General features: G+C 58.7%; 18 protein-coding genes and 1 other RNA gene. 17 read left to right on the plus strand and 2 right to left on the minus strand.

Annotated elements, in window-relative coordinates; genetic code table 11:
• The first annotated feature begins 335 nt into the window (after window positions 1-335).
• The 3 genes from argF to Q0I65_RS05730 all read left to right on the plus strand — a co-directional run bounded on the left by argF (window position 336) and on the right by Q0I65_RS05730 (window position 5,258).
• Entirely contained in the window at window positions 336-1,331 is a 996-nt protein-coding gene (gene argF, locus Q0I65_RS05720) for an ornithine carbamoyltransferase (RefSeq protein ID WP_296061020.1), read from the plus strand.
• Window positions 1,332-1,430: 99 nt separating this feature from the next.
• The gene (argS, locus tag Q0I65_RS05725; protein WP_296061023.1) at window positions 1,431-3,158 is read left to right on the plus strand and encodes an arginine--tRNA ligase; all 1,728 of its coding nucleotides are present in this window, start codon (window positions 1,431-1,433) and stop codon (window positions 3,156-3,158) included.
• 36 nt (window positions 3,159-3,194) lie between these two features.
• Window positions 3,195-5,258, plus strand: coding sequence for a Na+/H+ antiporter (locus Q0I65_RS05730; RefSeq protein WP_366513232.1), 2,064 nt, complete (start codon window positions 3,195-3,197; stop codon window positions 5,256-5,258).
• Window positions 5,259-5,477: 219 nt separating this feature from the next.
• Here the strand turns inward: Q0I65_RS05730 and Q0I65_RS05735 are convergent, their stop codons facing one another.
• Window positions 5,478-6,320 carry a DUF364 domain-containing protein gene (locus Q0I65_RS05735; protein ID WP_296061025.1) on the minus strand — a complete coding sequence of 281 codons (843 nt, stop codon included), beginning with the start codon at window positions 6,318-6,320 and terminating at the stop codon, window positions 5,478-5,480.
• Window positions 6,321-6,486: 166 nt separating this feature from the next.
• Here Q0I65_RS05735 and Q0I65_RS05740 point away from each other — a divergent pair, with 166 nt between their 5' ends.
• From Q0I65_RS05740 to Q0I65_RS05760, 5 genes are all read left to right on the plus strand, one after another.
• Complete coding sequence (locus tag Q0I65_RS05740) at window positions 6,487-6,945, plus strand: YhcH/YjgK/YiaL family protein (RefSeq protein ID WP_296061028.1); 459 nt, start codon at window positions 6,487-6,489, stop codon at window positions 6,943-6,945.
• Between the two features lie 162 nt (window positions 6,946-7,107).
• Window positions 7,108-7,572, plus strand: a complete 465-nt coding sequence (gene smpB, locus Q0I65_RS05745; RefSeq protein WP_296061031.1) for an SsrA-binding protein SmpB — start codon at window positions 7,108-7,110, stop codon at window positions 7,570-7,572.
• Between the two features lie 14 nt (window positions 7,573-7,586).
• Entirely contained in the window at window positions 7,587-8,108 is a 522-nt protein-coding gene (locus Q0I65_RS05750) for a hypothetical protein (protein ID WP_296061034.1), read from the plus strand.
• A 130-nt stretch (window positions 8,109-8,238) separates the two neighbouring features.
• Window positions 8,239-8,608, plus strand: a transfer-messenger RNA (tmRNA) gene (gene ssrA / locus Q0I65_RS05755).
• 201 nt (window positions 8,609-8,809) lie between these two features.
• Window positions 8,810-10,447, plus strand: coding sequence for a L,D-transpeptidase family protein (locus Q0I65_RS05760; RefSeq protein WP_296061036.1), 1,638 nt, complete (start codon window positions 8,810-8,812; stop codon window positions 10,445-10,447).
• Window positions 10,448-10,531: 84 nt separating this feature from the next.
• Here the strand turns inward: Q0I65_RS05760 and ybaK are convergent, their stop codons facing one another.
• Window positions 10,532-11,017, minus strand: coding sequence for a Cys-tRNA(Pro) deacylase (gene ybaK, locus Q0I65_RS05765; protein WP_296061038.1), 486 nt, complete (start codon window positions 11,015-11,017; stop codon window positions 10,532-10,534).
• 155 nt (window positions 11,018-11,172) lie between these two features.
• Here ybaK and Q0I65_RS05770 point away from each other — a divergent pair, with 155 nt between their 5' ends.
• The 9 genes from Q0I65_RS05770 to Q0I65_RS05810 all read left to right on the plus strand — a co-directional run bounded on the left by Q0I65_RS05770 (window position 11,173) and on the right by Q0I65_RS05810 (window position 22,441).
• Complete coding sequence (locus Q0I65_RS05770) at window positions 11,173-11,730, plus strand: MarR family transcriptional regulator (protein WP_296061041.1); 558 nt, start codon at window positions 11,173-11,175, stop codon at window positions 11,728-11,730.
• Entirely contained in the window at window positions 11,721-13,886 is a 2,166-nt protein-coding gene (locus tag Q0I65_RS05775; protein ID WP_296061044.1) for an ABC transporter ATP-binding protein, read from the plus strand. Before Q0I65_RS05770 ends, Q0I65_RS05775 begins: the two co-directional genes overlap by 10 nt.
• Window positions 13,883-15,742, plus strand: a complete 1,860-nt coding sequence (locus Q0I65_RS05780) for an ABC transporter ATP-binding protein (protein ID WP_296061047.1) — start codon at window positions 13,883-13,885, stop codon at window positions 15,740-15,742. Before Q0I65_RS05775 ends, Q0I65_RS05780 begins: the two co-directional genes overlap by 4 nt.
• A 70-nt stretch (window positions 15,743-15,812) precedes the next feature.
• A complete protein-coding gene (locus Q0I65_RS05785; RefSeq protein WP_296061049.1) occupies window positions 15,813-16,583 on the plus strand; it encodes an HAD-IB family hydrolase in 771 nt (256 codons plus the stop codon).
• A 170-nt stretch (window positions 16,584-16,753) separates the two neighbouring features.
• Window positions 16,754-18,283 (plus strand): ribonucleotide reductase subunit alpha, encoded by a 1,530-nt coding sequence (locus Q0I65_RS05790; protein ID WP_296061052.1) that lies wholly within the window; start codon window positions 16,754-16,756, stop codon window positions 18,281-18,283.
• A 15-nt stretch (window positions 18,284-18,298) separates the two neighbouring features.
• Window positions 18,299-18,814 (plus strand): Rrf2 family transcriptional regulator, encoded by a 516-nt coding sequence (locus Q0I65_RS05795; protein ID WP_296061055.1) that lies wholly within the window; start codon window positions 18,299-18,301, stop codon window positions 18,812-18,814.
• Between the two features lies 1 nt (window position 18,815).
• Complete coding sequence (locus Q0I65_RS05800) at window positions 18,816-19,685, plus strand: adenine glycosylase (RefSeq protein WP_296061058.1); 870 nt, start codon at window positions 18,816-18,818, stop codon at window positions 19,683-19,685.
• A 225-nt stretch (window positions 19,686-19,910) separates the two neighbouring features.
• A complete protein-coding gene (locus Q0I65_RS05805) occupies window positions 19,911-20,492 on the plus strand; it encodes a manganese efflux pump MntP family protein (protein ID WP_296061061.1) in 582 nt (193 codons plus the stop codon).
• Window positions 20,493-21,055: 563 nt separating this feature from the next.
• Entirely contained in the window at window positions 21,056-22,441 is a 1,386-nt protein-coding gene (locus Q0I65_RS05810; protein ID WP_296061063.1) for a helix-turn-helix transcriptional regulator, read from the plus strand.
• Window positions 22,442-22,556: the final 115 nt, after the last annotated feature.

A 22,556-nucleotide genomic window follows, 5' to 3' on the forward strand; every position in this document is an offset into this window, starting at 1 on the left:
CTCGCCGAAAGTACTGCGGAGGAAGTCCGTGGGAGGATAGGGCGTTCCGCTCATGGGCGGCGCTTTTTCTTTTGCGCGGGGGCCGCGGCCCGGGACACGCCCGGGGCCCCCTTTCCTTTGCGCTCGGGGTCCCTTCCCCGCGTTCAGGAGGGCGGCGGTTCCTTGCCGTCGGCTCTTTCTTGATGCTGGCTAGTTCTTACCGCCAGCCATTCGCTTTCTTATTCTCTGTTACCTTCTGCTTTTAATTTCCTTTTGCGGATTTACCCGCTCTTCTTCTGTTCAATGAATTCGAAGAAGGGTATTCTTGAACCCTATTTCCAGCGAAAGGAATTCTCATGCCGATTAGTTTGAGCGGTCGTAACTATCTGAAGCTTCTCGATTTCACTCCCGAAGAAATTCGCTACCTCATCTCTCTTGCAAAACAGTTCAAGGCTTTGAAGCTGGCAGGAACGCCGCACAAATATCTTGAAGGCAAAAACATCGTGCTGCTGTTCGAGAAGACTTCGACCCGCACTCGTTGTTCTTTCGAGGTGGCAGGACATGATTTGGGGCTTGGTGTCACTTACCTCGACCCTGGTAGCTCTCAAATGGGCAAGAAGGAATCGATCGAGGACACCGCACGCGTGCTCGGTCGTATGTTCGACGGCATCGAGTATCGCGGATACGGCCAGGAAATTGTCGAGAACCTCGCCGCGCATGCAGGCGTCCCGGTTTGGAACGGTTTGACCAATGAGTTCCATCCGACGCAGATGATCGCCGATATGCTTACGCTTGAGGAGAACTTCCCCGAGGGCATCAGGGGCAAGAAGCTGGTGTTCATGGGCGATGCTGAGAACAATGTTGCGAACTCCCTCATGGTTGTTTGCGCGAAGCTTGGCTTGCATTTCGTTGCCTGCGGCCCTGAGGAGCGCATGCCGAATGCAGAGCTCGTCTCAACCTGCAGGGATTTGGCACGCGAGTCTGGGGGTTCAGTGACGCTGACCTCGAGCGTTGAGGAAGCCTGCACGGGCGCCGATGTCGTTTACACCGATATTTGGGTTTCCATGGGCGAGCCTGCGGAGTTGTGGGAAGAGCGCATCAAGTTGCTTTCCCCTTACCAGGTGAACAGTCGCGTGATCGACCTCATGGCTCCGACGGGCATTTTCATGCACTGTCTGCCTGCGTTCCATGATACCGAGACGACCATCGGGGCCGAGATCGCTGAACGGTTCGGCATAACCGAGATGGAAGTGACCGATGAGGTCTTCCGCGGCTCGCGCTCCCGGGTGTTCGACGAAGCTGAGAACCGGATGCATTCTATCAAGGCGATTATCTATGCAACCTTGAAGTAGCTCCGTTTTCTCGACGGGTGATGTTATCATGAGGGACTGTGAAATTCGCGGCCCCTCGTTTTTTTCGAGCGGCATACAGACTGATTGAAAGATAGTGCAATGACTTTACGTGAGCAAGTTGAAGAAGTTGTCGATGCGGCATTGAGCGCCGCTGTTGCAGATGGATCGCTCCCCTTGGAGGAGGTCCCCGCTGCTGCGCTCGAGCGTCCGCGCGACGCGGCTAACGGTGATTGGGCGTCGACGGTTGCCCTGCGTGCTGCCAAGGCTGCGCATATGAAACCTCGGGATGTCGCGGACGCGGTTGTGGCGCATCTGCCGGAGAACGACCTTATCGCCTCGACTGAGATTGCGGGCCCTGGGTTCGTTAACATTCGCCTCGCGAACGCTGCGTTGGCGAGCGTTATCGCCGAGGCGCGCCGCGAGGGTATGGATTTCGGGCGTGGTGAGGCTCCTGCGAATGCAGGGCGTATCAACCTTGAGTATGTTTCTGCGAACCCGACGGGCCCCATGCATGTCGGCCATGGGCGCTGGGCGGCGCTCGGCGACTCGATGGCACGCGTCTTGCGCCATGCGGGCTTCGACGTATCCGAGGAGTTCTACATCAACGACCATGGCACGCAGATGGATAATTTCGGTCGCTCGGTGTCGGTTCGCTACGAGCAGCTTTGCGGCCGCGATGTTCCGATGCCCGAGAACTGCTACGGCGGAGCCTATGTGGTCGATATCGCGCGCGAGATTCTCGATGCCGATGGCGAGAAGTGGCTCGATGTTTCAGAGGAAGAGCGCGTCGTCGCGTTTCGTGAGCGCTCGTATGTCGAGATGCTCGAGCACAACAAGGCGGTGCTTTCCGATTTCGGTACTACGTTTGACACCTGGTTCTCCGAGCGCACGCTCTATGTTCCCGACGAGGACGGGAAGTCCGCTGTCGACCGCGCCCTCGAGGCGATGGACGCGAAGGGTTATGTCTTCCAGAAAGATGGCGCGACCTGGTTCAAATCGACCGCTTTCGGTGACGAGAAGGATCGCGTTCTCATCAAGGAAAACGGCGAGTTCACGTACTTCCTCTCTGACGTGGCGTACCACTACAACAAGATCCAGAGGGGCTTCACCCACCTGATCGACATCTGGGGAGCAGATCACCACGGGTACGTGAAGCGCTGTCAGGCAATGCTCGCCGCGTGGGGTTACGAGGGTGCGCTTGAGGTGGTTCTCGGCCAGCTCGTGAATCTCTTCCGTGACGGCAGTGCGGTTCGCATGTCGAAGCGCACGGGCGAGATGGTCACGTTCGAGGAGCTTATCGAGGAAGTGGGCGTCGACGCGACGCGCTACCTCATGCTTTCGCGCTCCTCCGACCAGCCGATCGACTTCGATATCGAGGTTGCTAAGAAGAAAGACGCCACTAACCCGGTGTATTACGTGCAGTACGCCCATGCGCGCATCTGCTCGATTTTGCGCAAGGCAGCCTGCGAAGGCGATCTTGCATCAGCAGAAGCGGGCGATATCACGTTTAACGAGCTTGCCGAGCGTACGGTTGGCGCCGACGTGGACCTTTCGCCTTTGGGCGAGGAATCGGAGCTTGCCCTCATGCGCAAGATGGGGGATTTCGCTGACATGGTTGCCCAGGCGGCAGCCGATCGCGCGCCGTTCCGCCTGACGCATTACGCGCAGGATCTCGCAGCGCTGTTCCATCAGTTCTATACGAACTGCCACGTGCTTGCCGACGACGAGGCGACCCGCCGTGCCCGCTTGGCGCTCTGTGACGCCTCGCGCATCGTGCTCGCCCTAACGCTGAGTCTTCTGGGGGTTAGCGCACCCGAAAAGATGTAGTCATGCAAGTTTTTTATTAGAGGAGGTCATTGCTAGGTGGAGACCCTTACGCTCGTCATGCTGATTTTTGCGGCGATTCTCGCATCCTCGATCATCGATCAGGTCGTTCCGAGGGTGTCATCACCGCTCATACAGATTGGCCTGGGCCTTCTCATCGCATTGTTCGCCTCCTCTCAAATTCGAGTTACACTCGACCCTGAACTGTTCCTTGTGCTGTTCATTGCGCCGCTGCTCTACGAAGAGGCGAAGTCCGCCGACAAGGCGGCGCTTTGGCACCATAAGCGCCCTGTGCTTTCCCTTGCGATCGGCTTGGTTGTCGCGACGACGCTTGCAATCGGGTTTGCCGTACATGCCGTCATCCCGTCAATCGGGCTTGCGGCGGCGTTCGCTCTTGGCGCCGCGCTCGGCCCGACCGACGCGGTTGCCGTCACCTCGCTTTCGAAGCAGGTCAACATCCCCGAGAGGCAGGGGAGCATCCTCAAAGGCGAGCTGCTCTTAAACGACGCGAGCGGCATCGTGTCGTTCCAGTTCGCTATCGCAGCCGCGGTGACGGGGTCGTTCTCCCTTCTCAATGCGACGGCAAATTTTTTCGTCGAGTTTCTTGGGGGAATCGCGGTCGGTGCGCTTCTTGCCTACATAGGCAAGTTCCTTGTCAACAAGGCGCGCTCGCTTGGCGTTGAGAACACGACGTTCCATGTGCTCTTCGAAATCCTCATCCCGCTTCTGGTGTACTCGATCGCCGATGCCGTTCACGTGAGTGGCATTATCGCCGTGGTCGTTGCGGGCCTTATCAACGTTATCTCCCCGCATGCAATCGGCCCTTCCATCTCGCGCATGAACATCGTGTCCTCGAGCGTATGGCGCGTGCTCACGTTTGCCCTGAACGGCTTCGTGTTCGTGCTTTTGGGCACGCAGTTGCCGCAGGCGATGGTTCATACGTGGGACGATGTCACCTTCAGCAACTTCGCGCTTATCGGCTATGTTGTCGCGCTCACGCTGCTTTTGTACGTGGTTCGTTTCGCGTGGGTCTGCGCGAGCGACTGGCTCTACACGCGCCGACGTAGCAAGAAGCACAGTGAGAAGTTCAGGCTCGACCTTCGCAAGAGCCTCATCACGACGCTTGCAGGCGCGAAGGGCACCATCACGCTTTCGATCTTGTTCACCATCCCGTATTTCATGGACGGTGCCCGATTCCCGCAGCGCGACCTTATCATCTTCCTCGGATGCGGCGTTATCGTGTGTACCTTGCTCGTGGCGACGTTTATCGTTCCGCTCGTTTCGCCGAAGAAGATGAGCGAAAGCGAGGAGGTGGCACGCGAACGCGAGGCGGAGCTGAAGATCGACATCCTCAGAAGCGTCGTCGAGGAGCTCACCGCAAGGCAGACGCTGGACACCCGTCGCGCGACGAGGAGCGTGGTCAGCTCCTATAACGATCGCATCGAGCGCATCAAAGAGCAGCATGGTTTCGACGAGGACGAAGACGAGGCCTGCTCCGACCTGCGCATTCGCGCTATCGGGTGGGAGCGGGAATGCGTCAAGAAGCTCGCCGAGCGAGACGACATCGACAGCGAGATCGCGCTCAAGTACCTCAAGCGTTTGAAGCATATCGAGGAGTTAAGGAAGCACAGTTCGGGGCGTTGGTCCATCCAGAACATCTACCTGGTGCTGCGCACGTTCTTAAGGCGCGTGAAGGGCGTCGTCCTGCGCTACGTCGCGCATATGGCATCTTCCCCGATAACGGCTGCCGACCAGGCGGCGGAGATGCGCAAGATCCAGCAGAAGGCGGGCGAGTGCGTGATTGGGCGTCTGAACGACATGCTCGCCGATTCCGACTGCAACGTCCCGAGCGAGTATGTGAGCGAGCTCCTCATCGAATATCAGCGCACGGTTGCCATGCTTGCCGCCGAGCTTGCGGCCCCTTCGGCGACGGTCATCATGCGTGCGTCCGACAAGGCGGAGGACGTGAAGCGACTTGGCTACTTGCTCGAGCTTGAACAGATCCAGTCGCGTTACGAAGAAGGCGAGCTGACTCGCGCCGAGGCGAAACGGATGCGCGACAACACGAACCTTATGCTGATGGACGTGGAGGATAGCGTGTAGGTCTCGCTTTCGCGGGCAGGGCGATTACTGGTTAGGACCCAAACTGTACAAGAATGACGATAAGTTATGAAGAACTCGTCAAATGAGCGGATTATCAGGCATTTTGCAAAAAAATAATCCCCAAACTTAAGCAAATTGGGGATTATTCAACATTGAATTCGGTCTTCACAAAGCCTTCACAACTTATCGTCGATTTCGTACACGACTAGTTGCTTGTCTTTATTGCGCGTTGATGGTGGTCATCTGAAGCGCTTTGCCGAACAGCTTGCCCGCAGCGTTCTTGCAGGCGAACTTCACGGCTTCCGGATCGGCCACGACGCTGCCCGAAAGCGATTCGACGCCCCACTCGAATAGGTACGGCGTCATGATCACGCTGGGACCCACCATGCAGACGGTGGCGTCCTTGGCGAGGGTCAGAAGGCGCGGCGCGGTCTTATTGATGAGGGTGACGCCGGTGATGAAGGCGTAATCTGCGGTCGGCATAACGTACTCGCAGGCCGGATCGGGGGTATCCCACTCATCGCGGCAGGAGCGCTCGAGCACGGTGAGCTTGGCATACTCCGCAATATTCTCGACGTGGGGGAAGTGACCGACAACGACGACGTGTGCGTCGCCGCCCGCTTGCTCGATGCGAGGGCGATACGTCTCGAAGGCGTCTTTCGACGACGTGCCGCCGCGCTTTCCCTTGTCGTTCTCCTCGTCGGCGTCGTAGGTTGCGCCCAGAGGATCGAGCAGCTCGCGGCGAGCGTACCAGGCGTTCAGGGCCGCGATGCCGAGCGTAGCCTCCTCGAAGCACCATGATTTCGACAGCTCGGCCACCTCGCGCAGCGACTTCCCGCGCAGATCGCCCTTGTACATGCGCTTACCGCCGTTGCGTGCGGTAAAGGCGACGCCGCATCCGCAATCTGCCTCAACGTAGGACCAGTTGAGCCCGAGACAGTAATCGCGCACGAAGATGTCCTCGGGGACGCCCGCGATGAGGTGGTTGTAGAGCCGCCAAGGTGAGGCTGGGTCGTCGGTGCCGGGGAAGGCGATTGTCGAAGGTTCCGGCGTGTGCTCCATAGCAGAACTCCTTTGATTGCATGCTGATATTTTCACCTGAATTCAGTATAAACCAGTTACTGCAATGGACAAGATGGGTCGATGCGAATACGCGCCCTGTTGCTGTGTGCCGCTCTGCTACAATTTCGTGACGTTCAAACGAATTGCATCGAAGGGACTTGATACCATGCTCGTAGCTTCTATTGAAAACGCCGAAGCGCGCGATTACCTGTCCGAACGCCTGAAGAAGGCATATGCCTTCCTGCGCGAAAACGACCTTGGCGCACTTTCCTGCGGACGCCATGACATCGATGGGGAAGACGTGTTCGCGAACGTCATGGAGTACGACACCGTCCCCGCGGAGGCGAAGAAGCTCGAGGCCCACAAGCTCTACTACGATGTGCAGTGCGTGGCCAGCGGAATCGAGCGCGTCGAAGTGGCTCCCGTCGAAGGGCTTGCCTGCGCGAAGGAATATGATGAAGCCGACGACTACGCGCTGTTCGAGTCCCCGGTGCCGGCAACATCGGTTGTGCTTCATGCGGGCGAGATTGCGGTGCTTCCTCCTGAGGACGCGCACAAGCCGGGCTGCATCGCGGAGGACGCGCCTGTCCACGTGAAGAAGGTCGTCGTGAAGGTTCGCGCATAACCAGGGTGCATGGTGTATCATGGGCGCATGAAGCAAGGTGTATATGCGCTGATGATATGGAAGTTTTGGCCACGGCCGCGCAGGCTGTGAAGGAATGAATGAAGCGCCTCGGCGATTGAGCATAAAGCGTCGAGGCGCTTGAACGTGAGGTAACATCGCCCCATGAAACGTGAAGAGAAGACAATCGCGAAGAATCGCCGCGCGTTCCACGACTATGAGGTCGTGGAGACGTTCGAGGCGGGAGTCGAGCTTTCGGGAACGGAAGTGCGGTCGCTGCGCGAGAACAACTGCCAGTTGACCGACTGTTTCGCACTTGTGCGCAACGGGGAAGTTTGGATGCACAATGTGCACATCACGCCGTTTTCCCATGGCAACATCAACAATCCCGACCCCGATCGCAAGCGAAAGCTCCTGCTCCACAAAAAGCAGATCCGCTACCTTTCGGAGGCGACGCGCGAAAAGGGCATGGCGCTCGTTCCCTTGAAGATGTACTTCAAGGAAAACGGGCTGGTCAAAGTCGAGCTTGCGATTTGCCGCGGCAAGAAGCTCTACGACAAGCGCGCGAGCATGAAGGAGCGCGACACCAAACGGGAAATCGATCGAGCGCTGAAGGCGCGCTCTCGTTAGAAAGGGTCACTGCCATGAGCGAGGATCGAACCGCAACCGCAAACGACGAGGTTGATTCGCCAGCGGAGGAGACGCAGGAAGAAGCTTGCGAGGTGTTGTCCGAGGAGGCGGGGGACCCTGCCGATTCCGAGCACGCCGAGGAAGCCGCGGGTGAAGACGAGCTTGCTGATTCGGAAAACGTGGTAGAAGAAGAGGCCGAAGAGTACGAAACCGTCGAGATTGAGTATTCCGAGGACGACATCGAGGCTTACATCGTCGATGAGGACGACAACGAGATCGGATTTATCCTGCTTGACGAGGATGGCAACGAGGTCGAGTACTACTACGATGACGATGAGGAAGCCGATGCGGGCGAGCCTGGCGAGGACAATCCCTATGATTTAGGCATTACTCGGGAAGGCGTTGCCGAAGCGACAAGCGACATGAACGACATCTATCGCGATGGCGTCGCGATCGCGGTCGATTTGAAAGACGCGCTCTCTGAAATCAAGGAGGCGTTCGATTTCTCGGACATCCTTCCGACGAAGAAGAAATAACCTCTCCGCGCCGCCTTGACAGGGCGGGCTGCTCGGCTACAATAATTCTTCTGCAAGAGCACGTCTTGCGCACTTTGACAAGGTGGAACGCACGAGTTCCCGTCTGCCGGCAATTGACGCCGATGAATTCGGGGGCGACTGGTTTCGACATGGTATGTTTGAACTGAGGAGCAGGTCGTGGTCTCCTCGCCACGTAAAACAGGGGTAACGTCAAGTTAATTGGCAAGAAGAACTATCAGAGCGCTCCTGCGCTCGCCATGGCTGCTTAATCAGCACCTGGCACGTCAACCCCGGGTTGTCCCCGACTCGGGCGCGACGTCATTTTAGGGGACTGCATCAAAGCACGTAATCGGTATGGCTTTGGTAAAGATTGAACCGATCCGGGTCGGCAACGTTAGTTCGCGGACCGAGACGGCCTTGAATCCGAACGCGAAATAAGCTTGTAGAGCCTCAGCGAGAATATAGTATGGACCGGAGTTCGATTCTCCGCGCCTCCACCACAACATGCCAGGCAGGCCCGAACAAGGGTCTGCCTGTTTTGTTTCCGCGGCTTTGATTAGGACGACAAGCCTGGCTTTCCGCTCACTTTTGAGCCGTGCGTCAAGTATTCGTGCAACGTGCCAGAACGTGTCCTGCCAAGGCGGGTTCTCTTGCTACAATGAGCCGGATATAAGAAGCAAGCTGAACCGGATGAATCAGGAATGACCAAACGTAACGAGCAACCCGCTCCTTCCCACGGAAAACATGCAGCTCACACTAAGAAGACCCCTAGCGAGCCGCCTCGCGTCGCGCCCTCGCACGGGAAGACGCAGGTGGTTCCCCCTGTGGTTCCTGCGGGCATGAGGGCCTCTGATGCTCCGAGTGCGCATGGCGCGAACGAGTTTGCTCCCGAAACGGTCGATGTGCCGGCCCCTTCTGGCAAGCATCGCGCCGGCCGCATCGCGGGAATCGTTCTCGGCGTCGTCTTCGGAGTCCTGCTCGTCGTCTACCTTGTGGGAGTTGCCGTCTTCTCGGGCCATTTCTGGCCGAAGGCGACGATCGGCTCTTCCGACATCTCCTTCCAAACACCCGACGAGGTCGCTTCGGTTCTCGAGCAGGGAATCGAGAAGTACTCGCTTCGCGTTCATGGCGACGGCTTGGACGTGACGCTTTCCGCTGATGAAGCGGGCGTGCGATTCAATGCAGAGCATATCGTGAGCGAGATGTTCGCCCAGGCGAATGAATGGGCTTGGCCGGTCGAGGTATTTCGCGAGCACAACGAGACGGAAAGCCTTGTCGCCACTCTCGATGAGTCCGGCGTTGCCGACAAGCTCCATCAGGCGATCGAAGCGGTGAACGAGAACACCGAAGCTCCCGTGAACGCCACCGTGGCGTTCGACGAGGACGCGAAGATGTTCAAGATCGTGAAAGAGAAGTACGGCACGCAGATTAACACCGATGTGGTGATGCAGGACGTGGAGCGAGCCGTTGCCACGCTCGAAAGCGAGGTCGTGCTTGATGAGCGTGCGCTTTCGCAGCCGACGATCTTCTCGGACGACCAGCGCGTGATCGATGCGGCGTCGCAGGCGAACAGCATGATCCTCGCCAACGTGCAGCTCATGATGGCGGGGAAGAGCGCCCTCGTGTTCGACGCGTCGGTTATCGGTCCCTGCATCTCGATTGGGGAGGATTGCTCGGTGTCGTTGAACGAGGATGCACTCGGCGCCTGGGCGGACGAGGTCGCCTCGGCTTACACGACGGTCGGTTCCACGCGCTCCTATACGCGCGCGGACGGCGCGCAGTTCAGCGTATCGGGCGGTTCGTATGGCTGGAAGGTCGACCGCGACGCGCTCTTCGATTGGGCGAAGGCGGCGATCGAGGCAGACCAGACGGGCGAGGCTGACTTGCCGTGCAGCCAGACCGCGAACGCATGGAACGGGGTCGGCGGTCGCGATTGGGGCGCTCGCTACATCGATATCGACCTGTCGGCGCAACATGCGCGCCTCTTCGATGAGAACGGCGAGGTCATCTGGGAATCCGACATCGTGAGCGGCAAGCCGCGCGGCGGTTCGGGAAGTCTTACTCCCACGGGCGTGTACGTCATCAACTCGAATTCGGGCGGATCGACGCTCGAGGGCACCAACGATGACGGATCGAAGTACAAGACGCCCGTCACTTACTGGATGCCGTTCGTCGGGAACTTGATCGGCTTGCATGATGCCAGCTGGCAATACGCGTTCGGCGGAACGCGATATCGGGATGGCGCGGGGTCGCATGGGTGTGTGAACCTTCCGACGAGCAAAGCTGCCGAGTTGCACGGGCTTTGCTCTGTGGGCGATGTCGTGGTGTCGCACTGGTAAGAAAAAGAGAGCCTGCCTGCGCAGTTCGGTCGATGCGCGGGCAGGCTCTTTTCGCTTGTTGTGGGTTTTGCCAGCGCGATGCGGCTAGCTTACCGTGATGTCGGCGTAGCGAAGCGGGATGACCTTCTCGAGGTCGCTCGGGGCAAGCTCGACCTGGCACCCAATGCGCCCGCCCGAGAACATGATCGTGTCGAAGAGCTGTGCCGTTTCGTCGATGGTGGTTGTGAACAGCTTCTTCATCCCGACGGGGGAGCATCCTCCGTGCACGTAGCCGGTCAGCGGCAAGAGCTCCTTCGATTTCAACATGCTCACTGCCTTCTCGCCGACAGCCGTTGCCGCCTTCTTCAGGTCGAGCTCTTCGGCGACGGGCACCATGAACACGTAATGCTCACCCGATTTCGCGACGGTGACAAGTGTCTTGAAGGTTTGGTCTGGATCCTGGCCGAGGAGATTCGCCACCTCTACGCCTGAAAGCGCCTTTTCACATGGGAAAAGATGGCTTTCGAAGGGCACGCCTGCGGCCTCGATTTCCCTCATGGCGTTCGTTTTCGTTTCCTTTTGCTTCGACATGGCTCTCTCCTTGATGGTCGATTCGGAAGGGTAGCACATGTTTGATGAAAAGATGCAGCGAACCACGTATTCCTTGCAGAGTGTTTTAGCTGTGATATATTTTCGAAGCTAAAATATTTAGGGTGAAAAAGATGAGGAAGAAAGGGGTTTGCTGCGTGGACCAATCCATCGAGGAATTGAAGCAGCGGCTCTTTGCGGCCACGAGGCGCATGCACAAAAGCCGGTCGCACCCGCCTTTGCCTGAGGGCATCACGCCGACAGAGGGCTTCGTTTTGATGTCGATTTCCCAACTTATGTCCGACGGTAAGCGCGTCCGATCGGGCGATATCGCCAAGCGCGGACACAGCACTCCAAGTGCGACGTCGCAGGCGTTGAAGTCGCTTGAGGAGAAGGGCTTTATCACGAGACATCGCGACGAGGGGGACAGCCGTGGCGTCACGGTGCAGTTGACGGAGCTCGGTTGGAAATACGAGCAGATGAACCGGCGCATGCACGATTGTCGCCTCGAGGAGCTCCTCGAGTATCTCGGGGAAGACGATGCGCGCGAGTTCGCCCGCATCACCGAGCGTGTCTCCGATTTCGAGAGTACCCATCCTTGGACCGCATATATTGAGAGACCTTGCGAGTCCGCGGGCGATTCTGCGCGGAAGGCGTCCTCGAGAGAGTCTTTCGCAGGCATCGATTCAGGGGAAGGCGGCGAGCAATGCGAATAGCCAAAAACCTTGCCCACCATAAAATCGCGGTGCTGCTCATCGTTGCACTTCTGGCCGTGCAGGCTTTCTGCGACCTGTCGCTTCCGCGGTACACCTCCGATATCGTCGATGTGGGAATCCAACAATCGGGCGTGGAGCATGCGTCTGCTACGCAGCTGTCTGCGCGCACCCACGACCTCGTGGAGATGATGCTGCCCGAATCCGACGAGCAGCTTTTCTCCGATGCGTACGACGAGACCGCAAACGGGGACTATGCCCTCACGGAGGCGGGGCATGAGCAGCGAGAGGACCTCGACGAGGCAATGGCGCTTCCGCTCTCCGTCGTCCACTATGCCGACCAGATTCCCGACCTCGACCTCGACCAGGTGAAAGCGGCGTTCGATGCCGGGCTTGCGAGCAAAGACGACGTGACCTCCATGCTCGATGAGTCGCGCGAATCGCTGGGCGATATGGCGGACACGCTTATCGCGCAGCAGGGCATCGCCGCGGCGCGGGCAGAATACGAGCAGCTCGGTGTCGACATGGACGCCATGCAGATGGACTATCTTTTCTCCACGGGCGCCAAGATGCTCATGCTCTCCGCGCTCGGCATGGTCGTTGCGATCGTGCTCGGCTTCCTCGCGTCGCGAACCGCTGCGAAGGTGGGCCGATCGCTGCGCGGACGGCTCTTCGACAAAGTCGTCACCTTCTCCGACGCCGAGATTCAATCGTTTAGCGCGGCGTCGCTGATTACGCGTGGGACCAACGATGTCCAGCAGGTCCAGATGGTCACCGTGATGCTGCTGCGCATGGTTCTCTACGCGCCTATTCTCGCAATCGGCGGCGTCATCATGATCGCGCGCACCAACCTCTCGATGGGCTGGATCGTCATCGTCGCCGTGCTCGCAATTGCGCTCATCCTCGTGGTGCTCATCAAGGTCGCCATGCCGAAGTTCAAGATCATGCAGAAGCTCATCGACCGCGTGAACCTTGTGTCGCGCGAGATGCTCATGGGCCTTTCGGTCGTGAGGGCGTTCAACCGCGAGCAGCATGAGGAGGAACGCTTCGATGAGGCGAGCACGCGCCTGATGAAAACGCAGCTGTTCACGAATCGCGTCATGACGTTCATGATGCCGCTCATGATGCTCATCATGAACCTCGTGTCGGTCGGCATCGTGTGGTTCGGCGGCCATGCCATCGACGCGGGCACGCTCCAGACAGGCGACCTCATCGCGTTCATCACCTACTCGATGGTCATCATCATGGGCTTCCTCATGATTGGTATGCTCTCGATCATGCTCCCGCGCGCCGATGTCGCGGCCCAGCGCATCGAGGAAGTGCTCGAATGCGAGCCCTCGATCTGCGATCCCGACCCCGCAGTCTCCAAGGATGCTGAGCTTTCGGCCTCTTGCAATCCCGGTGCCGAGGTAGCGTTCCACGACGTGTGCTTCCGCTACTCCGATTCCGCCGAGAATGTCCTCGACCACGTCGATTTCACGTGCAAGCCCGGAAAGACCACAGCCATCATTGGCAGCACGGGCAGCGGGAAGTCGACCATCGTGAAGCTGGCGCTTCGGTTTTACGACGTCAGCCAGGGAAGCGTTACCATCGACGGCGTCGACGTGCGCGATGTGAGTCAGCACGCGCTGCGCGGGCAGCTCGGCTACGTTCCCCAGAAGGCGTTTTTGTTCAGTGGCACGATTTCGAGCAACATCGCCTACGGGGCGGAAGGCGCCAGCGATGAGCGGATTCGCCGCGCGGCCGACATCGCCCAGGCGAGCGAGTTCATCGGCGAGAAGCCCGAAGGACTCGAAACCCCCATCGCTCAGGGAGGCACGAACGTCTCCGGCGGTCAACGGCAGCGCCTCGCTATCGCACGTGCGCTTGCGACCGACGCGCGCGTCTTCCTCTTCGACGACAGTTTCAGCGCGCTCGACTACAAGACTGACGCCGCGCTTCGCCATGAGCTCGGCGCTCGACTGGGCGGCAAGACCGTGATTATCGTTGCCCAGCGCATCTCGACCGTCCTTTCTGCCGACCAGATCGTTGTGCTCGACGAGGGCCGCGTCGTCGGCAAGGGCACGCACGCGGAGCTGATGGAGAGCTGCGAGGAGTATCGCGAGATTGCCATGTCCCAGTTATCGGAAGAGGAGCTTGCGGGAGGTGGTGCGCGATGAGCGAGAACACTCAGGACTTGAAGAAGGTGACGCAGCGCCGTCGTCATCCGCATGGACCGGGCGCGCGGATGATGCCCGGCGAGAAGGCGAAGGACTTCAAGGGAACCATCGCGAAGCTCGTGCGCTTCATGGGCCAGTTCAAGGTCTCGCTTGCCGTCGCCATCGTGTTTGCCATCTGCTCGGCGGCCTTCAGCATCGTGGGTCCGAAGGTGCTCTCGCAGGCGACGACCGAGCTGTTCAACGGCATCGTCGCGAAGATCGGCGGCACGGGCGGCATCAACTTCGACGCCATCGCCGGCATCATCGGCGCGACGCTTGCGCTCTACCTTGTCAGCGCGGCTTGCAGCTTCCTGCAGGGATGGATGATGTCGAACGTGTCGCAGCGCACCTGCTATGGGCTTCGCCGCGCCATTGCCGAGAAGATCGACCGCGTTCCCGTCGGTTACTTCGAGCGCAATTCGATCGGCGACACGCTCTCGCGCATCACCAACGACGTCGATACCCTCGGGCAGAGCTTGAACCAGGGCGTCACGCAAATGATCACGTCGATCACCACGCTCATCGGCGTCGTCGCGATGATGCTCTCGATCAACCTGGCGATGACGGGGATCACGCTTGTCATGCTCCCGGTCTCACTCGTGCTCATCATGGTCGTGGTGAAGCTCTCGCAGAAGCACTTCCGTGCTCAGCAGGAGAAGCTCGGGGAAATCAACGGGCAGGTCGAGGAGACGTTCTCCGGCCATGCGATCGTGCGCGCGTTCAATCAGGAACAGGCGTGCGAGGAGCGCTTCGGGGAGACGAACGACAAGCTCTACGAGAGCGCGTGGAAATCGCAGTTCCTCTCGGGCCTCATGCAGCCGGTCATGAACTTCGTCGGCAACCTCGGCTACGTCGCGGTGGCGCTCGCGGGCAGCGTGTTCGCGGTGCAGGGCGCCATCACGGTGGGCGATATCCAGGCGTTCATCCAGTACGTGAAGAACTTCACGCAGCCGATTACTCAGTTGACCCAGGTGAGCAACGTGCTCCAGCAGATGGCAGCCGCGGCCGAGCGCATCTTCGCCTTCTTGGAAGAAGAGGAGGTCGCACCCGAGGAGCCAAAGGCGCAAACCTCGCAGGTTCCGTGCAACGTGGAGTTCGACCATGTGCGCTTCGGCTACTTGCCCGACAAGCCTGTCATCAACGACTTCTCGGCGAAGGTCTCCGAGGGCCAGACGGTCGCCATCGTGGGTCCGACGGGCGCTGGCAAGACGACCATGGTGAAGCTGCTCATGCGCTTCTACGACGTCGACGGAGGCGCTATCCGCATTGGCGGCGTCGATGCGCGCGACTTCTCGCGCTCCGACGTCCGCTCGATGTTCGGCATGGTGCTGCAGGACACGTGGCTGTTCAGCGGCACGATTCGCGAGAACATCCGCTATGGCAAGCTCGACGCGACCGACGAGGAGGTGGAGGCTGCGGCGCGCGCGGGCTGCGTGCACCACTTCATCACCACCCTGCCCGGCGGCTACGATTTCGTGATCAACGAGGACGCGACCAACATAAGCCAAGGCCAGCGCCAGCTTCTCACGATTGCGCGCGCGATCTTGGCGAACCGGCGCATGCTCATTCTCGATGAGGCGACGAGTTCGGTCGACACGCGCACCGAGGAGCGCATCCAGCGAGCCATGGACAACCTCATGGAGGGCCGTACGTCGTTCGTCATCGCGCATCGTCTCTCGACGATTCGTTCGGCGGATTTGATTTTGGTCATGCAGCACGGCGACATCGTCGAGCAGGGCACTCATGACGAGCTGCTCGCTCGCGGTGGCTTTTATGCGGAACTGTACAATTCGCAGTTCGACGAGGGCGAAGAGTAGGTATGCTTTGCAAGGGCGCCTCCTGGGGGCGCCCTTGTTTGCTCGCTACTAGATTCTCAGTGGAGTGTTCGTGGAAGAAAGCGCTGATAATTCTCAAGTTTTGTCGGAGGCCGACGGTGCGGTCGCATCGCCTGCCGACTCATCTGATGCCCCGTTGCCCTTCGTGCAGGAAGACGGGCTGGTTCATATCGCCGCATTCGATTTCGATGGGACCTGCATCTCGGGCAACTCGCCGGTGCTTTTAGTTCGTCGGCTCATGAAGCTCGGCATGCTGGAAAAAAGCGTCCTTGCGCGCATCTTGCTGTGGGGGATCGCCTATAAGCTGCGTCTTCCCCAGAACGAGAGCTGGGTACGCGGGCTCGTCTTCCGCGCATTTGCTGGCAAGCCGGTCGCGAGCGTCGATGCGTTCCTGCGCGATTTCTACGACTCGGACGTGGCGTCGCTGTTCCGCGAGCAGGCCATGGCAGAACTGCTAAGCCAAAAGGAGCAGGGCCGCGTTGTCGTACTCGTGTCGGCGACCTTCGAACCCATCGTCTCTCGCGCGATGGAATTCCATCCGATCGACTTCCAGATATCGACGCGCATGCGTGCGGCGAAGGACGGCACCTACACCTGCGAGGTCGAGGGGCTTCCCGTGGAAGGCGACCAGAAGATCGTGCGCCTGCGCAAGTTCGCCGATGAGCGCTTCGGTGCGGGCCGCTGGGTTCTCGATGCCGCCTACGGCGATCACCATTCGGACCGCACGCTTCTCGGGGCTGCGAGAAATCCCGTCGCCGTGACCCCCGATCGCCCTCTTGCGAGAACGGCGAAAAGCGAAGGTTGGCGCATCGCGGAGTGGTAGCTTCCCCGGCATGCCGCGGAGCTTTCTTCTCGTTTTCTTTCGTCCGTGTAAAGAATCGTGGGAATACCGTCACTTGGGGCCAGATTTGCCTCCCGTAGTCTAATATAAGAGGTTAAACATAGAAATTGCGATGCGCGTGCGCATCTGCTTTTACGAATGGAGGTGGGTCCATGCTGGAGAACGCTGACAAGCAAAGCTGTGGTGAAGGTGCTGACGGGAGCGATGTCGATTATCTGCTTCGCGCCAAAGACGCGTGCGCACAAGGCGACGCCGTGCTCGGCATGCATCTGTATTTGACCGCCTTCGAAAAGGCAGCGGGAACTGCCGGCGATCCGAGCCCAGAGGCGATTGATGCGCTGAAGAAGGCGTGGGATTTGGCGTGCGATCTTAAGGAGCGCTCTCTCGCTGAGTACATTTTCGGCAAACTCGACCCGTTCCTGAGCGCGGGGGAGTCCTCGGAGTGCTCGGAGCGGCTTCAGCAGCTCGCCCTCGACAAGCTCGAGGAGTTCGGGCTTTCCAGAGGCGACCTTCAAGACGTGGCTGAGGCGATCTCGAGAGATCTCCTCGGGTTCGACGCCAAGCTGTTCAAAGTGGAGCCTCTTGGCGATTTCTCGTCGGGGGACTTGTCTTCCCTTTTGGCAGGGAAGGGCAAGGCCGAAGCGGAAGGGGAACCCTCTTCTGACGGCGACGCCTCCCGCGCATCCGATCGTGCGGAGCGCGATGGCATGTCTGTGCTTTCGAAGCTTGCGGTCGACGCCGGCGTCAAGTCCCCGGGCGATCAAAAGGAGAAGCTCACCTACGACGACCTTGCGGGATACGACGCGGCAGTTGCCACGATGCGCGATTTCGGCATCGGCATGCAGGACGACCCCGACTTCAAGTCGCTCGTCACCATGCTGAACGCGCGCCATGGACTGGACCGCCTTCCGGTGACCGACACCTTCGTGTTCCGCTCGCCGGCGCGCGAGGATGCCGGCCGCTTTGTGCAGGCGACGATCGGGGAGCTCAAGCTCCCGGCGATGCGCATGCGCATGGAGGAGAACCTCTCGGGCATGCCGATCCTCTGCGTGATGGGGCCTTCGGGTAACGCGACGCGGCCGGTGCGTGCGGACAGCGTCTTCTCGGGGCGCGGCGTTCTCGTGCTTGAGGACATCGATTTGTGGAGCGCTCCCCAGGCGGATGGGGGCGACGATTTCGAGGGTTTCGTGTATGCCTCGCTTTCGCGTGGTGCGCGCGAGGCAATCGAGCTCATCCGCTCGGCGGTGGACAACCCCGACGTCTACGTTTTGGCCTCGGCTTCGAAGAACGCCGAAATAGACCCGTTCTTCCTCGAACTTCTCGAGCCGCTGTCGCTTATCGACATCGAATGCCCGACGGCCGAGGAGCGTGTCGAAATCTGGATGGAAATCGCCCGCGACCACCCTTCGATTCGCAGCATTCGCGTTGCCGACCTGGTGCGTTATTCGGTAAACATGCCCCGTTTCGACATCTACATGGCAGCGCGCGAGGCTATCGAGGAGGCCTATAAGGAAAGCCTCTTCGCTCGCCGCTATGTTCCGGTCACGCGTGACAATCTCTTCGATAAGCTTGCTGCCTACCAGCCGCTCGACTCCAAGGAGTACCGCGAGCTGGAAGATCAGGTGGTTCGCGATTTCCGCTCCGATTTGGAGAACATCGAAGACCTGCTTTCGGGCCAATAGGGGGAGGGCTCATCGATGGATATCACACGACGCTGCGACTATGCGTGCAGAATCCTGCGCGCCGCATACCGTAATGGCGATGAGCGCATGTCCGTTGCGGAGCTCGCCGAGCGCGAGGGAATTCCCTATGCGTTTGCGCGCAGCATCCAGCATGACCTCACGAAGTGCGGCTTTGTGAACACGACGCGCGGTGCCCGCGGCGGCCTGTGCCTTGGGTGCGACCCTGCTACCGTGACCGTTCGCGACGTCGTCGAGGCTGTTCAGGGGCCGGTGAGCGTCTCCGAGTGTGGTGCGGGGAGCGCGCCGTGCGGCCAGAGCGACACGTGCGCCTATAACAAGGTGTGGCGCGGTGCCGATCGCATCTTAAGCGACTACCTGGGGTCTATCACGCTGAAGGACCTCTTCGAGATGGGCGGCGATCATCCGAAAGTGCGCGAGGCGCTCGGCGACTGCGAAGGCGGTTGCGACGCCTGCGCGGGCCGCATCAACCTTGCCCTGACTGAATCCTGCCATGGGAAGGCATCCAGCTAGCATGGAACTGCCTTCCTGCGCGTGGCCTGCGAACGCCCCCTCCCCGGAGGCGTTCGTTGCTTTGGTGAGCCGCGAGGGCGCGCGGCTCTACCGCGATCTGCCCTGGCGAAATATCGATGACGCCTATGCGGTGCTGGTCTCCGAGGTAATGCTCCAACAAACGCAGGTGAAGCGCGTTCTCGGCCGATGGGAGCGCTTCTTGGCGAAGTTCCCCACGCCCGATGCCCTGGCGAGCGCGAGCACGTCGGACGTTGTGGGCGAATGGCAGGGGCTTGGCTACAACCGCCGTGCGCTCGCCCTCAAGCGTGCATGCGAAATTTGCTCGCAAGATTTCGGGGGGAAACTGCCCGAAACGGTCGACGAGCTCGTGGCGCTTCCAGGCATCGGTCCTGCAACGGCGGCAGGCGTTGTCGCGTTCGCGTGCAACCGCCCCGCGATGTATCTGGAGACCAACGTCCGCACTGTGTTTCTGCACGAGCTTTTCCCTGGTGAGGAAGGTATTCGAGACAAGCAGCTCGAGCCTCTTGTCCGCGCGACGTGCCCTGCGGATAACCCCCGGTTATGGTATTACGCGCTGCTCGATTATGGCGCGCATTTGAAGGCTACGTTTGGCAACGCCTCCCGTCGCAGTGCGCACTACACGCGGCAAAGCACGTTCGAGGGGTCGCGTCGTCAGAAGCGGGCGGAAGTGGTGCGCATCGTGCTTGCGGCCGAGGGGGCGATTTCGCTCGAGGAAGTCCACTTGCTTCTCAACGACTTCGAGCGCGACCACGGGCGCGATGGCGTTGAGGATGAGCTGTTCGCATCGATCATGGCCGATCTCGCGCGAGAGGGTTTTTTCGCCGTTGAAGATGGCACTGCGCGAGCCTAGTTGCGGCCATGTGGTAGAATTGCCGAATCCGTGGGGGAGTAGTCGACGCCGAAAGGCGCGGCTTGGTCAACATGCTGCTCATTCGAGCTGGCCATGCCTTAAATGACAAGACTCGCGATGTGACGCTTGTCGCACCGCGCTTCCATATGCCGGCGCGCAAGCCGGTTTTTTTATGCCCGAATACGGGGTTTCGGGTTTGCGGGCTAAGACGAGAGGAATGTGGCCGTGGGTTTCGTTGAGCTGTTTTTGATCGGCGTGGGGCTGTCGATGGACGCTTTTGCCGTTTCCATTTGCAAGGGGTTGGGGATGAAGCGCCTCAACATGGGGCAGGCGCTCGTGATAGGGCTTTTCTTCGGGGGCTTTCAGGCGCTTATGCCCCTTATCGGCTGGGCGCTCGGCACGCAGCTCGCCGATTTCATCACGCCGATCGATCACTGGATTGCGTTCATCCTGCTCGCGCTTATTGGCGGGAAGATGCTCCTCGACGCCTTCCGCGAGGGCGATGAGGAGGACGCGGGCGAGCCGAAGGATGCGAGGCTCGACTTCAAAGAGCTGCTCATGCTGGCCATTGCGACGAGCATCGACGCGCTTGCCGTGGGTATCACCTTCGCATTTTTGGGCGTGAACATTGTGGTCGCGATTGCGGTCATCGGCGTGACGACGTTCGTCCTCTCCGTGGTGGGAGTCGCCGTGGGACACGCTTTCGGCGCGCGCTACGAGAAGGGTGCGACAATCGCGGGCGGCATTGTGCTCATCTTGATCGGCTGCAAGATTCTTCTCGAACATTTGGGATTTATAGCGCTGTAACCCTGGTGCCACAGCTTGCTGGCAGAGCGCTGCGACCTACGTGCTGTATCTCGCGGCCTTCGGCGCTGTAGCCCCCGCCACAGCCCGCATGGCCTTTTTCTTGAAAACGGCTTGCCGTGGACATAATTGGTCGATATGTGAGTCAGCCCAGGTGAAGCGTCGTCCATCTTGCATACCCGTCGATTTACGACCTGGGCTTTCCCAGGCAAAGCAATTAGGGAAAGTGTTCGGGGAGCTACACCGACTCACATATCGCCATTATTTGTCCACGATAGGCGGAAATCGGGAAAGAAGCTTCCTAAGGGATCTCCCCTTGCCATCTCTCGGTCTTCGTTTTTGCCTATTGCCTGCCAGCGGGGAGCGTTCTCCTCGCTAGTAGCTGGGGCGAGATGGGCACTATGGCAGGCTTCTTCAAGGACCAGTTTGGCTGCTGGGGTCTTCTCGCTTATCCTAGGATTATTCTAGGTTGTAATGTAGCTTTTTGCTAAGATACCGATTTGTCAGTTTTTCATTTTGGAGGTAGCGAAGAATAATGGGGAATAGCAATAGCGGATCAATATTGCATGAGAAAATATCTTTCGAGTACCTTCTCGGTATTTTCGGCCTGGCAAGTGCCTTTTCAACAGCTCTTTCTCTTCTATCGGTTTCCCCATTGGGCCGCAACTCTTTTCCGGGGGGGGGGTGCTGCATTCGTTGCCGTTTTCATGGTTCTTGGGTTTTTCTTAATCAGCGTATTCCAGGAAAAAATTGCCACGGCGAAATTCTCCCCGCTAATTATTTGCGAATCGGTGGGCTTTGTTTTTGCCTGCTTATTTTGCATTGCTAGTTTCTGGCTCCCTGAAGCATATTGCTGCGTGTTCATTGCTGTTGCTGCTTTGGGATCCTCATGTCTTTCATGCACATGGTTTTGTTGGGCGTGTACACAAGATTCCGCAAAGGTTTCCTTCCTTGTTGCTATTGGATGCCTCTTCGCTTGCATTACATGTCTCATAGAAAGTATTTCGGGGGCAGCTTTTGGCAAACCGATAATGTGCATTCTGTACGCCTCGTCGCTCTACGTCGCTGTTCTTATGAAGAGAAAAGGAACTACTAAGAACCTGTTTCCCTATATCGGGAACTCCGAGTCAGATAGTCGTTCTAAAATTAAGCCTGAATCGACGATTAAATTTTCCGCCGATAGCTTTCAATTTGGTCTTGTGATTGGCATCGCGGTCCTAAGCGATGCCAATTCTTTGTGCTTAATGGCGGGGTGCGTAGCTGCTAGCATGGTGCTTATCGACAGGGCAACGGGCGTAAAGCTCACCGAGCGCTCTCTTTCGACGTATTCGCCTCCTTTGACTGCCGCTGCGATTTGCTCTTTGTTCCTTTTTGGGGATTACCTTAGGGTAGGCGCGCTCTGCCTTATCTCGGCTCTCTTCATCTTTGCAACGTGCGTGGGGTGGATGGCTATGGCGGGGCATGTCAAATTATCCCGCTTGTCGCCCCTGCGAATATTCTCGAAAGCGCGAAGGACGCAATACCTGGCTACCGCAATAGGCATCTTATTCGGCGCTTTTATCATGGAACTTGCTATGTCTGATTGGCTGTTGTCTGTGCGAGTCTCCGTCGTTCTTGCTCTCGTCATAACTTTTGTGTTTTCTGCTCTCCATAAATCTCGGTTTCCCGAAGCTGGGTTTGAGGACGACGGCTCAGTATGCGCTGGCAGTAAAGGCATGTGGATGAAACGTTGCAATGCTCTTGGGGATGCGTGCGGGCTGTCGGAAAGACAGAAAGAGGTTCTGATCCTTATTGCACAAGGCCGCTCTGCTAAATATGTTGAACAAGAGCTCTCGATCTCTCTCAGTACCGCCCAAACCCATATTCGAAACATCTACCGGAAGGTTGGCGTTCATTCTCGCCAAGAACTTCTCGATGAAATCGAAGAGACAAAGCTGTACGGTGAGGATTAGCGACTCATACGATTTAGCATATCTCTCAGTATTAGCTTTGTAGTACGCTCCAGGTAACTTGTATTTCCCCAGTTCAGATATCGTCAAAAAGTAGGTATTCGAAAAAACACCTACC

The organism is uncultured Ellagibacter sp., assembly GCF_934643285.1.
Taxonomy (GTDB): Bacteria; Actinomycetota; Coriobacteriia; order Coriobacteriales; family Eggerthellaceae; genus Ellagibacter.